15 protein-coding genes are annotated in these 11924 nt (G+C 66.7%); 9 read left to right on the top strand and 6 right to left on the bottom strand.

The genetic code is table 11. The features are described 5' to 3' along the window. Positions 1-3: 3 nt before the first annotated feature. On the top strand, positions 4-1029 hold the full coding sequence (locus BVC93_RS14675) for an alcohol dehydrogenase catalytic domain-containing protein (protein ID WP_083738104.1): 1026 nt from the start codon (positions 4-6) through the stop codon (positions 1027-1029). 26 nt (positions 1030-1055) lie between these two features. On the opposite strand, the gene BVC93_RS14670 is transcribed toward BVC93_RS14675, so the two are convergent. Next, positions 1056-1361 carry a hypothetical protein gene (locus BVC93_RS14670; protein ID WP_083738103.1) on the bottom strand — a complete coding sequence of 102 codons (306 nt, stop codon included), beginning with the start codon at positions 1359-1361 and terminating at the stop codon, positions 1056-1058. A gap of 100 nt (positions 1362-1461) precedes the next feature. Here BVC93_RS14670 and BVC93_RS14665 point away from each other — a divergent pair, with 100 nt between their 5' ends. From BVC93_RS14665 to fabG, 3 genes are all read left to right on the top strand, one after another. Beyond that, positions 1462-2355, top strand: a complete 894-nt coding sequence (locus BVC93_RS14665) for an AurF N-oxygenase family protein (protein ID WP_083738102.1) — start codon at positions 1462-1464, stop codon at positions 2353-2355. After that, positions 2352-2954, top strand: a complete 603-nt coding sequence (locus BVC93_RS14660; protein WP_083738101.1) for a DUF4873 domain-containing protein — start codon at positions 2352-2354, stop codon at positions 2952-2954. The genes BVC93_RS14665 and BVC93_RS14660 overlap by 4 nt, the downstream gene beginning before the upstream one ends. Positions 2955-3027: 73 nt before the next feature. Then, positions 3028-3804, top strand: coding sequence for a 3-oxoacyl-ACP reductase FabG (gene fabG / locus BVC93_RS14655; protein ID WP_083738100.1), 777 nt, complete (start codon positions 3028-3030; stop codon positions 3802-3804). Here the strand turns inward: fabG and BVC93_RS14650 are convergent. After that, complete coding sequence (locus BVC93_RS14650; protein ID WP_083738099.1) at positions 3794-6067, bottom strand: transketolase-like TK C-terminal-containing protein; 2274 nt, start codon at positions 6065-6067, stop codon at positions 3794-3796. The two genes, fabG and BVC93_RS14650, sit on opposite strands and share 11 nt — an antisense overlap. 51 nt (positions 6068-6118) lie before the next feature. Here BVC93_RS14650 and BVC93_RS14645 point away from each other — a divergent pair, with 51 nt between their 5' ends. Then, entirely contained in the window at positions 6119-6622 is a 504-nt protein-coding gene (locus BVC93_RS14645; RefSeq protein ID WP_236950365.1) for an Lrp/AsnC family transcriptional regulator, read from the top strand. Here the strand turns inward: BVC93_RS14645 and BVC93_RS14640 are convergent. Beyond that, positions 6619-6993 carry a heme-binding protein gene (locus tag BVC93_RS14640; protein ID WP_083738098.1) on the bottom strand — a complete coding sequence of 125 codons (375 nt, stop codon included), beginning with the start codon at positions 6991-6993 and terminating at the stop codon, positions 6619-6621. The two genes, BVC93_RS14645 and BVC93_RS14640, sit on opposite strands and share 4 nt — an antisense overlap. A gap of 245 nt (positions 6994-7238) precedes the next feature. Between BVC93_RS14640 and BVC93_RS14635 the strand changes: the two genes are divergently transcribed. Together BVC93_RS14635 and BVC93_RS14630 are read left to right on the top strand one after the other, a co-directional pair. Further along, a complete protein-coding gene (locus tag BVC93_RS14635; RefSeq protein ID WP_083738097.1) occupies positions 7239-8117 on the top strand; it encodes an alpha/beta fold hydrolase in 879 nt (292 codons plus the stop codon). An 8-nt stretch (positions 8118-8125) separates the two neighbouring features. Beyond that, on the top strand, positions 8126-8572 hold the full coding sequence (locus tag BVC93_RS14630; protein ID WP_083738096.1) for an SRPBCC family protein: 447 nt from the start codon (positions 8126-8128) through the stop codon (positions 8570-8572). A gap of 42 nt (positions 8573-8614) precedes the next feature. On the opposite strand, the gene BVC93_RS14625 is transcribed toward BVC93_RS14630, so the two are convergent. Continuing rightward, on the bottom strand, positions 8615-8761 hold the full coding sequence (locus tag BVC93_RS14625) for a DUF1059 domain-containing protein (protein ID WP_083738095.1): 147 nt from the start codon (positions 8759-8761) through the stop codon (positions 8615-8617). Between the two features lie 156 nt (positions 8762-8917). On the opposite strand from BVC93_RS14625, the gene BVC93_RS14620 reads away from it, so the two are divergent. Beyond that, on the top strand, positions 8918-9673 hold the full coding sequence (locus tag BVC93_RS14620; protein ID WP_083738094.1) for a sulfite exporter TauE/SafE family protein: 756 nt from the start codon (positions 8918-8920) through the stop codon (positions 9671-9673). Between the two features lie 33 nt (positions 9674-9706). On the opposite strand, the gene BVC93_RS14615 is transcribed toward BVC93_RS14620, so the two are convergent. Further along, positions 9707-10546: a hypothetical protein gene (locus BVC93_RS14615; RefSeq protein WP_083738093.1), complete on the bottom strand. Its 840-nt coding sequence runs from the start codon at positions 10544-10546 to the stop codon at positions 9707-9709. 417 nt (positions 10547-10963) lie between these two features. Between BVC93_RS14615 and BVC93_RS14610 the strand changes: the two genes are divergently transcribed. Continuing rightward, positions 10964-11434 (top strand): nuclear transport factor 2 family protein, encoded by a 471-nt coding sequence (locus tag BVC93_RS14610; RefSeq protein ID WP_083738092.1) that lies wholly within the window; start codon positions 10964-10966, stop codon positions 11432-11434. A 3-nt stretch (positions 11435-11437) separates the two neighbouring features. Here BVC93_RS14610 and BVC93_RS14605 read toward each other — a convergent pair whose 3' ends face one another. Beyond that, entirely contained in the window at positions 11438-11893 is a 456-nt protein-coding gene (locus BVC93_RS14605) for a MaoC family dehydratase (RefSeq protein ID WP_083738091.1), read from the bottom strand. Between the last annotated feature and the right edge of the window lie 31 nt (positions 11894-11924).

The raw sequence follows: 11924 nt of genomic DNA, 5'->3' as shown, positions 1-11924 counted from the left end.
CTCATGCGCTCCGTACTGATCGAGGCTCCCGGGCAGATCCGGGTGGACACCGTGCCCGACGCCATCCTGCCTGGGGCCGACGGCGCCGTGGTGGCGGTGCACACCACCGCCATCTGCGGCTCGGATCTGCACTTCTACGAGGGTGATTATCCACTGGCACAGCCGGTTCCGCTGGGGCACGAGGCAGTCGGCACCGTCGTCGAGGTGGGGTCCGAGACACGTTCTGTGCATGTCGGCGACAGGGTGCTGGTGTCGTCGGTGGCCGGCTGCGGCGGTTGTGCCGGCTGCGCCACCGCCGATCCGGTGACGTGCGTGTCCGGGCCCAGGATCTTCGGCTCCGGCGCTCTGGGTGGGGCGCAGTCGGAGTACCTGGCCGTACCCGCCGCGGACTTCCAGCTGTTGAAAGTCCCGGACGGGATCGATACCGAGGCCGCGCTGCTGCTCACCGACAACTTGGCCACCGGATGGGCAGGTGCGCAGCGGGCCGACATCCCGCCCGGCGGAACCGTCGTGGTTCTGGGTCTCGGCGCCGTCGGGCTGTGTGCGGTGCGCAGTGCCATCGCCCTGGGTGCCGGCACGGTGTTCGCCGTCGACCCGGTGGCAGGACGTCGGCAACGCGCCGCACTGTCGGGCGCTACGCCGGTGGAGTCGCCCGCTGCGGCGGCGGTTTTCGACGCCACCGGCGGCCGGGGCGCCGCCTCGGTGATCGATGCGGTGGGCAACGACACCACCATGTCCGACGCGCTGACTCTGGTGCGAGCCGGCGGCACGGTGTCGGTGATCGGGGTGCACGATCTGAACCCGTTCCCGTTCCCGGCGCTGATGAGCCTGGTGCGCAGTGTGACCTTGCGGATGACGACGGCCCCGGTGCAGCGCACCTGGCCGGAACTGATCCCTCTGCTGGTCGAAGGCAGACTGGACGCCGGCGGAATCTTCACCGACACAGTGACACTCGATGATGCGGCCCGGGCCTACGCTGCGGTGGCAGCTCGCACCGCCGACTGCGTGAAGGTTGCCCTCACCACCTAGGTGCGGGCGAGCCAGGTTACAGAAAGCTAGGCCGTCGGGTCGTCGTCGTCGACGATGTCGTAGAAGGAGTCGCCGTCTTCCGGCGTGCCGTCGATCTGGCCGCGGGTTCGCCGGGCCGGTCGCGCGTCGTCCTCACCGCCGGTCAGCACATCGGGTTCCTCGTCGGCGAGGCGCTCGTCGAGCGTCTCCTCTTCCTTGGCCTCGATCCACTGCTCCGGCGGGTCGGCAACGATGTCGCCGTCGTCGTTGCGCACCTCGTCGGAGTCCAGCGATTCGCTGGGGCTCAGCGTCTGGTCGGGTCCGCCATCGTCGTCGTAATCACCCACGCGCACGAGTCTGCCCTATTGCCCCCCTGTGCAAACACCTCGATACTAGAAGTATCCGGTACCGCAGGTATTGACTAACGGCCGAGAGGGTCCCTACCGTGGGAACATGGTTGCGCCGACTACCCCCACGCGCGAAGAGTTCGCCGAGCGACTGCTGAAGGGCTCGGTGAAGAAATCCTACGAGCCGGTGGTCGATATCGACTGGAACGCTCCGTTGGACCCGGACAAGTTCTTCCTGCCCCCAGCGGTCGTCTCGCTCTACGGGACTCCGGAGTGGGAGGCGATGACGCGGGAGCAGCAGATCGAACTGTCCCGGCAGGAACTGGTGAACATCCTGTCGGCGGGCATCTGGTTCGAGAACATTCTCAACCAGGCGCTGCTGCGGGATCTGATGCACAAGAACCCGACCGCCAATTCCACTCACTACGCGCTGACCGAGCTCGGTGACGAGACCCGACACATGGTGATGTTCGGCAAGACCATAGCCCGGATCGGCGGAGTCCCGGTGCGGCCCAAACTGTTCCAGCGCATCATCATCAACACGCTGCCGTTCACGTTCCGCGGCAGCGTGCTGTGGGCAGCGGCGCTGGTGGGCGAGGAGATCTTCGACGCGCTACAGCGCCAGATCATGGAAGACCCCGATCTCCAGCCCATCGTCCAGCGACTGATGCGCATCCACGTCACCGAAGAGGCGCGCCACATCCAGTTCGCGCGCGACGGCCTGCGCACGTCGGTGCCCGGCATGCCGCGGTATCGAAAGATGCTGCTGGCCAACATCCATGGAGCAGGCGGCCCCTTCTACCGGATGCTGTTCACGCTGCCCATCCAGTACAACCGGGTGGGGCTGGACGGCCGCAGGATGCGCAAGGTGGCACGCGAGAATCCACACTTCCGGGCCATGTGCGTGGCATCGTTCGCCTCGCTGAACGCGTTCTTCGACGAGGTTGGGCTCAATGGTCGGCTGGGCCGGCGGATGTGGCGCAGGGCCGGATTCCTATGAGCGCCATCGTCCTGCGCAACGACGCGGACCGCGCGTCCTTCGACGAGGGCAGCCAGACCTGGACGGTGACCACCGCCGACGGGACGACAGAGAGCGCCCGGGTGGTGATCGACGCCCGCCGCTCCCCCGATGCCACGGTCGCCGTACACGGCATCCCCAACCACTTCCGCATCCCCGGACCCGATGTCGAACGTCAGACCCGGCTGGTGCAACGGTGCCTTGATCTGTTCGAACGCTCCGGCGCCACCAGGATCGAGGCCAGGTCACGAATCAAGGCCGGCGGCTGGCGCCCCGTCCCACTGGCGCAGCGTTTTCACCTCAGCGGCGAGGTTCCTGATGAGGACGACGGGTACGACGGTCCCGCCACCGTGAACGGCGTCGAAGTACGAGCCAGGCTGTCGGGTCACCTGGCCGCCATCGACGGGCAGTACCACTGGCGTGGCACCATCACCGGTGATCTGCCCGCCGATCTGCGCAAGGGCGGACGTACCGTCACATTGACGATCGCCGAGCGCGAGGTCCAGGCCCGGATCACCGAGACCACCCCCTGGGGCGGGTACACCGTGACCGGTTCGGGGCAACCACCGTTTCGCCCGTAGCGCGGACCACACGCGTCCTTGGGGTCCAGTACACCGCCGTGCTGAAACCGGCCCGGTACCGCAGACTGGGGCAATGTTTTCACTGCAAGGAAAATCAGTTGTGGTCACCGGCGGCAGCAAGGGCATCGGCAAGGGCATCGCGTCGGTGTTCGCCAAGGCTGACGCGAACGTCGCAATCGCCGCACGCACCACGGCCGGCCTGGACGCCACCGTCGCCGAGTTGGACGGTCTGGGCAGCGGCAAGGTGATCGGCGTGACCGCGGATGTGCGGCAACCGGATTCGTGTGCGGCCATGGCTGCGGCGGTAATCGATGCGTTCGGCGGCATCGACGTACTGTGTGCCAACGCCGGCGTGTTCCCCGAGGCCCCGCTGAAGACCATGACTCCCGAGCAGTTCGACGACGTCTTCGACATCAACGTCAAGGGCAACGTGTTCAGCGTGCAGGCTTGCCTGGACGCGCTGATCGCCTCCGGGCGGGGCCGGGTGATCCTCACCTCGTCCATCACCGGACCCATCACCGGGTTCCCGGGCTGGTCACACTACGGCGCGTCGAAGGCCGCACAGCTGGGCTTCATGCGTACCGCGGCCATCGAGTTGGCCCCGCACAACATCACCGTCAACGCCGTGCTGCCCGGCAACATCTACACCGAGGGCCTGGCCGATCTCGGTGAGGACTACCTGGCGACCATGGCGCGCTCCATTCCGGCAGGCGCACTCGGCAAGCCCGAGGACATCGGCTACGCCGCGGCGTTTCTGGCCACCGAGGAGGCGGGCTACATCACCGGCCAGTCCATCACCGTCGACGGCGGCCAGGTGCTGCCCGAGTCGCCGGAGGCCGTCACCCCCTGACGTCGAGTGCGGCCCGCACGATGCTGTCGCTGTCGATGCCGTGGTGGCGGTAGACCTCCTCGAGTGAGCCCACCTGCCCGAACCGGCTGACGCCCAACGCCATGGCCCGCACGTGGTTGATCCCGGCCAGGAATGACAGCGTGTGTGGGTGGCCGTCGAGCACCGTCACCATGGGTGCGGCGCGATCCGCGGTGAACACTTGGTCAAGAATCCAGCTGGGGCCGTCGCCGAGACCGCGGCGGGCCTGCATGGCCTCGAACAGCAGCCCGGGGCTGGTCACGCACACCACGTCGACGTCCACCCCCTGCTCGGCCAATCGATCTGCCGCCGAGAGGGTTTCGGTCATCATCGCCCCCATGCCGACCAGCGTCACCTCCGGCGTGGCAGCACGCCGCAACAGGTACGCCCCGGCGAGCACCTGCCGTCGGCGGCGTTCCCGTGCCGCCGGATCGGCAGGCACGTCGGCCAGGGTCTGGTTCACCGGACGGGTGGACAGCCGCAGGTATGACGAGCTGCCGCCGGCGCGGCCCAGCCGGGCGATGCAGGACAGCAGCGTCCACTCGACGTCGATGGCGAACGCCGGTTCGTAGCTGACACAGCCGGGCTGCTCCAGTCCGATCGACGGCGTCTTGATCGATTGGTGCGCACCACCTTCGGCTGCCAGCGTGACTCCGGAGGGTGTGCCAACCAGAATCGACTGGCCGCCGGCGTAGATGCCGTAGGACCAGGGTTCCAGTGCCCGTTCCACGAAGGGGTCGTAGAGCACTCCGATGGGGAACAGCGGCTCCCCCCAGCGGCTCCATGTCGCGCCCAGCTCACCGATCAGTCCCACCAGGTTGGTCTCGGCGATCCCGAGCTCCAAATGCTGACCGGTGGGTTTCTCGCGCCAGTGCATGATGGTCTCGGCGTCGTCGTCGAACCAGTCCCGCCGTTCGGTGGGTGACCACACCCCCACCTTGTTCAGCCAGCCTGCCAGGTTGGTGGTCGAGCTGACGTCGGGGCTGACGGTGACCACCCGGGCAGCGGCCGCCGGCGCCTCCCTCGTGAGATCCAGCAACGTGCGACCCAGTGCCGCCTGTGTGGTGGACGTGCCTGTGGGTGTGCGCCCGATGTCGGTGGGCACGGCCGGCGGAGTGGACGCCGCGACCACCGGACGGGTCAGCCGGTCGTGCGTCTCACGGCACAGCTTCCCGGCATCGGTCTCGTCGGCGAACCGCTGCCAGGGATCTCGTGGGTCCATGCCGAGGTCTGCCGCAAGCGCCTCGTACTGCGCGGGCGACAGCAGCGACGAGTGGTTCTGCGGATGACCCTGTGTCGGAAGGCTGTAGCCCTTGATGGTGTAGGCCAAGATCACCGTCGGTCGGGTGTCGTCGATCCTGGCGAACGCGTCGCCGAGAACGTCGATGTCATGCCCGCCGAGATTACGGATGGCGGCCAACATGGTGGCGTCGTCCAGCTCGGCGATCAGCGCGGCGATTTCAGGACCGTCCGGCAGCCGGTCGCGCAATTGTGCCGCATTGCAGCGCAGCAATCGCTGGTACTCGGCGTTCGGCATCTCGACGATGCGCCGCCGCAACGCCTGCCCGCCCTGCCGCGCGAACAGATCTTCTAGCAGCCTGCCGAACTTGCAGGTGAGCACCTGCCAGCCCGCCGCCCCGAACATCCGCTCCAGCCGATCGGCGGCGATGTGCGGCACCACCCGGTCCAGCGACTGCCGGTTCATGTCGACGATCCAGACGATCTCACCGAACTCGGTCACCCCGGGATCCAGGATCGCCTCCCAGACCGCACCCTCATCGAGTTCGGCGTCACCCACCAGGGAGTACTGCCTGCCGGTTCCTGCCGCTGGACCGAACTTGGTGGTGACAAACCGGCGCGCCATCGCACCCCAAATGGGCGCGGTGGCACCTATTCCGACTGAACCTGTCGAATAGTCAACGGGGTCAGGGTCTTTGGTGCGGCTGGGGTAACTCTGCAGGCCACCGAGTTGACGCAAGGTGCCCAGGTAGGACTGGTCGAGTTCGCCGATCAGGTAGTTGATCGCATGCAGCACCGGCGAGGCGTGTGGCTTGACCGACACCCGGTCGCCGGCCTGGAGGTGTTCGAACCACAGCGACGTCATGATGGTGGCCATCGACGCCGACGACGCCTGATGGCCGCCCACCTTCAGGCCGGAGGTGTTGGGCCGGACATGGTTGGCGTGGTGGATCATGGCCGTCGACAGCCACAACACTCGCTGCTCGATCTCCGTCAGCGCATTCATCACTCGATTTTGGGATCTTGGCCCATATTTGCGCAACGCCGAAGGTCTAAGATGCGCAATCTGCACATCTGGACACTCGACCACCAGCCGGAGGCAAGCACAATGACAGTCGACGCCATCGACAGACGGATTCTGCTGGCACTCAACAACGATCCGCGGGCCGCTGCCGTCACGCTCGCCGAACGCACCGGACTGTCCCGCAACACGGTGCAGACCCGGCTGGCCCGGCTGGAGTCCAGCGGCGTGTTGCGCCCGTTCGAGCGGCGCATTTCACCTGCCGCCTTGGGCTATCCGCTGACGGCCTACATCCTGACCACGGTGACCCAGCGCAAGCTGCAACGCGTCGCCGACGCGCTGGCCGCCGTTCCCGAGGTGCTCGAGGTACTGGGCGTCAGCGGCACCGTCGACCTGCACGTGCAGGTGGTGGCTCGTGACGCCGACGATCTCTACCGGATTGCGGGCCGCATCCTCGACATCGACGGAGTTGAGCAGACCAACACTTCGTTGGTGATGCGCCAGCTGGTCGATTACCGTCTGACGCCTTTGCTCGATTAGCCCATCTGGAATTCGTCGAAAGCCGCGATCAGATCCGAGCCGGCGAACGACGCCCCGCACTGGCTGCGCAGTGTCTGCAGCGGCGCGGTGATGTTGCGCAGGTCGAAGTACTCGCCGGGGTTGGCCAGGAAGTAGTTGCGCACCGTGACGGTGGCTTGGTCGCGGGGCTGGGTCAGCGCGTTCGACAGCGCGTCGTTGGCGCCGGGGTGGCCGGCCAGGTACTGGCTGGCTGCACCGGAGACCTGGCTGATGGTGGCGGTGGCCGCGTCGGCGCGGCACGGTTCCGCTGCGGCGGACGGGGCGCCCAGCAGTGCGGCCGCAGCCCCGGATACCAGTGCGCCCCCCAGCACGGTCTTTCCGATGAACGTCATGTTTGTCGTGTTCCCTTCGTCGGCCCCGTCCCTGGGCACTTTTTACCCGCGGGCATCAGGGGTAAACGCTAACCCGCAGGCGACACCGTTGCGCCGAAGACCGTGATCAAGTTGTGATCCACGCAGGTGGCAACCGGCGCGGGAGAGTGACGACACCCCCTTGTGTTACCCGTGAGTAACCTACGCCTGCGTAACCTCCGCTATCGTCGGTAGAACGGACTTTCGCACGACTGAAGGAGGTCCACATGGACGAACTTCGTTTTCTCGAGCTGCATGGCGACCGCGTGGCTTACCGCGACGCTGGTCCCGAGACCGGCAGCCCGGAGACCCTGCTGCTGATCCACGGCATGGCAGGCAGCTCCGCCACCTGGCGCTCGGTGATCCCACAGCTCTCCCAGCACTACCGAGTGATCGCCCCTGACCTGCTGGGCCACGGCGGCTCGGCCAAGCCGCGGGGCGACTACTCGCTCGGCGCGTTCGCGGTGTGGCTGCGCGACCTGCTCGACGAACTGGGCGTCATGCACGCCACGGTGGTGGGGCAATCACTGGGCGGCGGCATCGCCATGCAGTTCGGCTACCAGCACCGCGACAAGTGCGAGCGGCTGGTACTCATCGGCAGCGGCGGGCTGGGGCCGGACCTCAGCTGGATGCTGCGGCTGCTGAGCACCCCCGGCGCCGAACTGGTATTGCCCGCCGTGGCACCGCAGCCGGTGCTCACCGTAGGGAACTCGATCCGGTCGTGGCTGTCGTCGGCGGGCATCCACTCCCCGCGGGGTGGTGAACTCTGGAGCGCCTACTCGTCACTGTCGGACCGGGAGACACGCAGTGCATTCCTGCGCACGCTGCGCTCTGTCGTCGATCACCGCGGCCAAGCCGTGAGCGCACTGAACCGGCTGCATCTCACCGCACAAGTGCCGATGCTGTTCATCTGGGGCGACAACGACCGCATCATCCCCGTCGCACACGGCTATGCCGCCCATGAGGCGCTACCGGGCAGCCGCCTGGAAGTTCTGCCCGGCGTGGGACATTTCCCGCATGTCGAGGCACCCTGGGAGGTGACGCAGATCCTGCGTGATTTCATGGCGTCCACAGACCGCCGATCGGTGGCCGTGACCCGCTGCTGAGGAGCCCCATGAGTGCACGCCAGGTGAGCAGGACCGTCGAAGTGAACGCGCCGGCTGCCGACCTGTTCGCCCTCGTGGCCGACCCGCGCCGCCACCATGAGCTGGACGGGTCGGCAACCGTGGGCAGCACTGTCACAGCACCCGCGGAACTCTCTCTGGGATCTCGCTTTTCCACGCGGATGAAGATGAAGGGCATCCCGTACCGGATCACCAGCGTCATCACCGCGCTCAAGCCCACCGAACTCCTCGAGTGGCGTCACCCGTTCGGGCATCACTGGCGTTGGGAGTTCGAGGAGATTTCGCCGACGCGGACCCGCGTCACCGAGACCTTCGACTACCGCGACACCGGTCCGGTCAAGGACCGCATCGACTTCTACCGGCGGCTGGGCTTCGTCAGCGCCAACGAGGCCGGGATCGAGGCGACATTGGTCCGCTTGCAGGACCGGTTCGCCTGAGCCCCTTCTGGGGCCGGCCGCCTCGCCCTGGCGCCTACCCACCTAGTAGGCGATGAACAGGATCTCGTCGCGCGAGTAGTCGTGCCCGGGATGGTTGTCGGCGAGGTGCTTCTGGGTCTTCTCCACCAAATCGTCCTCGTCAGTCCCGACGATGGATTCGCCGCACGGGCAGTTCAGGTGAGTCTTCATGAGACAGGTTTACCTGATGTGTCGCATGCGCGAAAGTGCAGATCCCGAGCGACCCCGGAGTATCCGGCCAAACCGGCGGGGCACACACCGCGCACCTGAACCGGTGTGCCAGACTTTGTCCATACATACTTTCTCTATGAATCACCTGATACTGCCGTGAGCTGGACCGATATCGCGCTGTTGCTGGTCGCCGGCATGCTCGGCGGACTGGCTGGCAGCATCGCCGGGCTGGCGTCTGTCGCCACCTATCCCGCTCTGTTGGCAGTCGGCCTGCCGCCGGTGACCGCCAACGTGACCAACACCGTCGCACTGGTGGGCAACGCCGTCGGCTCGATCATCGGGTCACGCCCCGAGCTGCGCGGCCAGGGTCCGTTCCTGCTGCGCACACTGCCGCTGGCCGGGATCGGCGGGGCGCTGGGTGCGGTGCTGCTGCTGTCGACCCCCGCCGAAGGGTTCGAGAAGCTGGTGCCGGTTCTGATCTTCTTCTCGTCGATAGCCATCGTCTGGCCTCGCCGCGAGCGCGTCGACGCCGACACACCACCGCGCAGCCGTCTCGCGCTGGGACTCGAGGGTGCGGCGATCTTCGCCATCGCGATCTACGGTGGCTACTTCGGCGCGGCCGCGGGGGTGCTGCTGCTCGCTCTGCTGCTCCGCGCGGGTAGCTCCACCCTGGCGCATGCCAACGCATCGAAGAACGTCCTGCTCGGCGCTTCCAACGGCGTCGCGGCCGTCATCTTCCTCACCGTCGCCCCAGTGCATTGGCCCTCACTGATCCCGCTGGCCATCGGCTGCATCCTGGGGTCGCGGCTGGGCCCGGTGGTGGTGCGCCACGCTCCGGCCACCCCGATCCGGTGGCTCATCGGCCTCGGCGGCCTGGTGCTCGCCATCACGCTCGGTCTGGACGCCTACTGAGGTTTCCACCCGCTGGTCGTGCACGCCTTCAGGTCAATAGCCGCGGCGGGCTCGAACCCGGAAAGCCGCACGGGCCCGATCGACGGTCATCTGGACCGCCTCGGTGGGCGAGACGTACAGGTTGATCCAGCCCTGGAGCTGCAGGAAGTTGTTCCGCGACCACTCAGGCACTGCAAGCAGGCGCTTGCCGGCCGCCGCGAAGGTGAGGCCAATGCGATGCTGCTCCCATCCAAGCGCAACGGTGACGGCGGTTTGCCGGCCGCCGCAAACCAGGATCTGGGTCGACGGCCTGGGAAAGCCTGCGTCCACCAACGCCATTCGTGTCATGGATTCCTGCGGAGACTGTGCGCCTCCGTCCATGAGATGGGCCGCGAAGACGGCCTGGTAGGTACCGGCCGCACCCCGATAGCGGTCTGCCAGCTTCTCGACCTCGATGCGCGAGACGCCGGTAGCAGCCGTCAACGCGTCCAGGTGTCGCACGGCTTCCCTGCGTTCGAGGTGGCGTCCCAGGTCGAAAGCCGTCCGGGCGGGTGTCGTCACCAGCATTCCGGAACTCCGCCGCTGCACCTCGTCGTCATGGAACCGGACATTGCGGGCGACCAACCGCGGGTTCGAAGTCCTTCTACCGGTGAGCAATTCGACGGGCGTATCCACGTTGATACCCGTGGCGCCGTGTAATGCCGCCGCGGCTCTTCCGGTGACGATGCCGGATCGCCCGGACCACAGCCAGGCCGCCTCGGCCAGGTCGAAAATACAACGCTCGCCCTCCTTGGGCAGGTAGACGTCGGTGGCGACGCGTTCGTAGTTCCAGCGAAGCTCACCTCGGGTCAGGAGTCCCGAGGCCAAGGCTTCGGTGCCGAGGATCGCTCTCATGCTTCTCACGGTGGCCGTCGGCGGTGACATCGACGACCTCTGAGGCGGGTACCGCCATCCGGTTGTGGAGAAGTGCCGATCTGGGGAGAAGTCCGGACCGATGCCTCCCAGGGGAATGTGCTTTCCGGGTCCTCACGCCGGACGCAGTTGGCGGTCGTGATCGTGTGACGGGCGAGGTTGGTAGCGACGGTGGCTGCGTCTGACGGGGCTTGTCGGGCACTTAGGCCGCTCGAATGCAGCTGGTGATCGCTTGTGCGTCGAGGTGACGGTTTTGAGCAGCCGTGAGCTGCGTCCGGCGTGAGTACCCCAGACAGGTACTCGGGGAGCAGTCCCGCGGTGTCGCGGAGAGAGGACTACCGCCAGCTCTGCATGCTCCGGTTACCCGAGCACACTGGAGCAAGACCGAAGGGACATCACATGACCACAAAACCGCCTCTGCCGCCGTTCACCCACGAGACCGCGGTCCGGAAGGTCCGCGCCGGTGAGAATGCCTGGAACACTCGGGATCCCGAGAAGATCGCGCTGGCCTACACACCCGACAGCTGGTGGCGTAACCGCTCGACATTCGTCCGGGGGCGTGCCGAGATCGTCGAGTTCCTGACCGGCAAGTGGGCCCGCGAGCTCGACTACCGGCTGATCAAGGAGCTCTGGGCGTTCGACGGGAACCGCATCGCCGTCCGGTTCGCCTACGAATACCACGACGTCGACGGCAGGTGGTTCCGTGCCTACGGCAACGAGAACTGGGAGTTCGATGACAACGGCCTGATGCGCACCCGCCACGCCAGCATCAACGACGTTCCCATCACCGAGGCCGAGCGGTTGTTCCACTGGGACAGCTCCGGGCCGCGGCCCGACGATCATCCCGAGCTCAGCGACCTCGGTCTGTGAGCGTCAGCTGATGTAGCGCAGGATGCTTTCGGCCACACACGCCGGCTTGGCCGCGCCCTCGATCTCGATGACAGTGGTGACGGTGACCTGCACCGTGCCCTGGCCGATGTCCTGGGTGTCGGTCAGCGTGCTGGTGGCGCGTACTTTCGAGCCGACGGGCACCGGCGACGGGAACCGCACCTTGTTGAGGCCGTAGTTGATACCCATCTTGACGCCGTTGACGTCGAAGATCTGGTGCATCAGCCGCGGCAGCAGCGACAGGGTCATGAAGCCGTGGACGATGGTAGTACCGAACGGCCCCTTGGCGGCCTTCTCCTGGTCGATGTGGATCCACTGGTGATCGCCGGTGGCATCGGCGAAGAGATTCACCTCGTCCTGGCTGATGGTCACCCAGTCGCTGGAGCCCAGCTCCTCGCCCTTGGCCGCCACCAGCGCGTCGACTGATTCGAAGGTCCGCATCGATGAGTTCCTCTCGTGTGTTGTTGCAGTG

The organism is Mycobacterium sp. MS1601, from assembly GCF_001984215.1.
Classification (GTDB): domain Bacteria; phylum Actinomycetota; class Actinomycetes; order Mycobacteriales; family Mycobacteriaceae; genus Mycobacterium.
The sequence above is the reverse complement of the archived record's forward strand: the minus strand, read 5'-3'. Positions and strand labels throughout refer to the sequence as shown.

Coding starts and splice junctions, on each gene's coding strand:
- BVC93_RS14650 (WP_083738099.1), bottom strand. CDS start 6,067: ATGAATGCGCTGACGGAGATCGAGCAGCGAGTGTTGTGGCTGTCGACG.
- BVC93_RS14645 (WP_236950365.1), top strand. CDS start 6,119: ATGCGCAATCTGCACATCTGGACACTCGACCACCAGCCGGAGGCAAGC.
- BVC93_RS14665 (WP_083738102.1), top strand. CDS start 1,462: ATGGTTGCGCCGACTACCCCCACGCGCGAAGAGTTCGCCGAGCGACTG.
- BVC93_RS14605 (WP_083738091.1), bottom strand. CDS start 11,893: ATGCGGACCTTCGAATCAGTCGACGCGCTGGTGGCGGCCAAGGGCGAG.
- BVC93_RS14635 (WP_083738097.1), top strand. CDS start 7,239: ATGGACGAACTTCGTTTTCTCGAGCTGCATGGCGACCGCGTGGCTTAC.
- fabG (WP_083738100.1), top strand. CDS start 3,028: ATGTTTTCACTGCAAGGAAAATCAGTTGTGGTCACCGGCGGCAGCAAG.
- BVC93_RS14610 (WP_083738092.1), top strand. CDS start 10,964: ATGACCACAAAACCGCCTCTGCCGCCGTTCACCCACGAGACCGCGGTC.
- BVC93_RS14625 (WP_083738095.1), bottom strand. CDS start 8,761: ATGAAGACTCACCTGAACTGCCCGTGCGGCGAATCCATCGTCGGGACT.
- BVC93_RS14640 (WP_083738098.1), bottom strand. CDS start 6,993: ATGACGTTCATCGGAAAGACCGTGCTGGGGGGCGCACTGGTATCCGGG.
- BVC93_RS14660 (WP_083738101.1), top strand. CDS start 2,352: ATGAGCGCCATCGTCCTGCGCAACGACGCGGACCGCGCGTCCTTCGAC.
- BVC93_RS14615 (WP_083738093.1), bottom strand. CDS start 10,546: ATGAGAGCGATCCTCGGCACCGAAGCCTTGGCCTCGGGACTCCTGACC.
- BVC93_RS14630 (WP_083738096.1), top strand. CDS start 8,126: ATGAGTGCACGCCAGGTGAGCAGGACCGTCGAAGTGAACGCGCCGGCT.
- BVC93_RS14675 (WP_083738104.1), top strand. CDS start 4: ATGCGCTCCGTACTGATCGAGGCTCCCGGGCAGATCCGGGTGGACACC.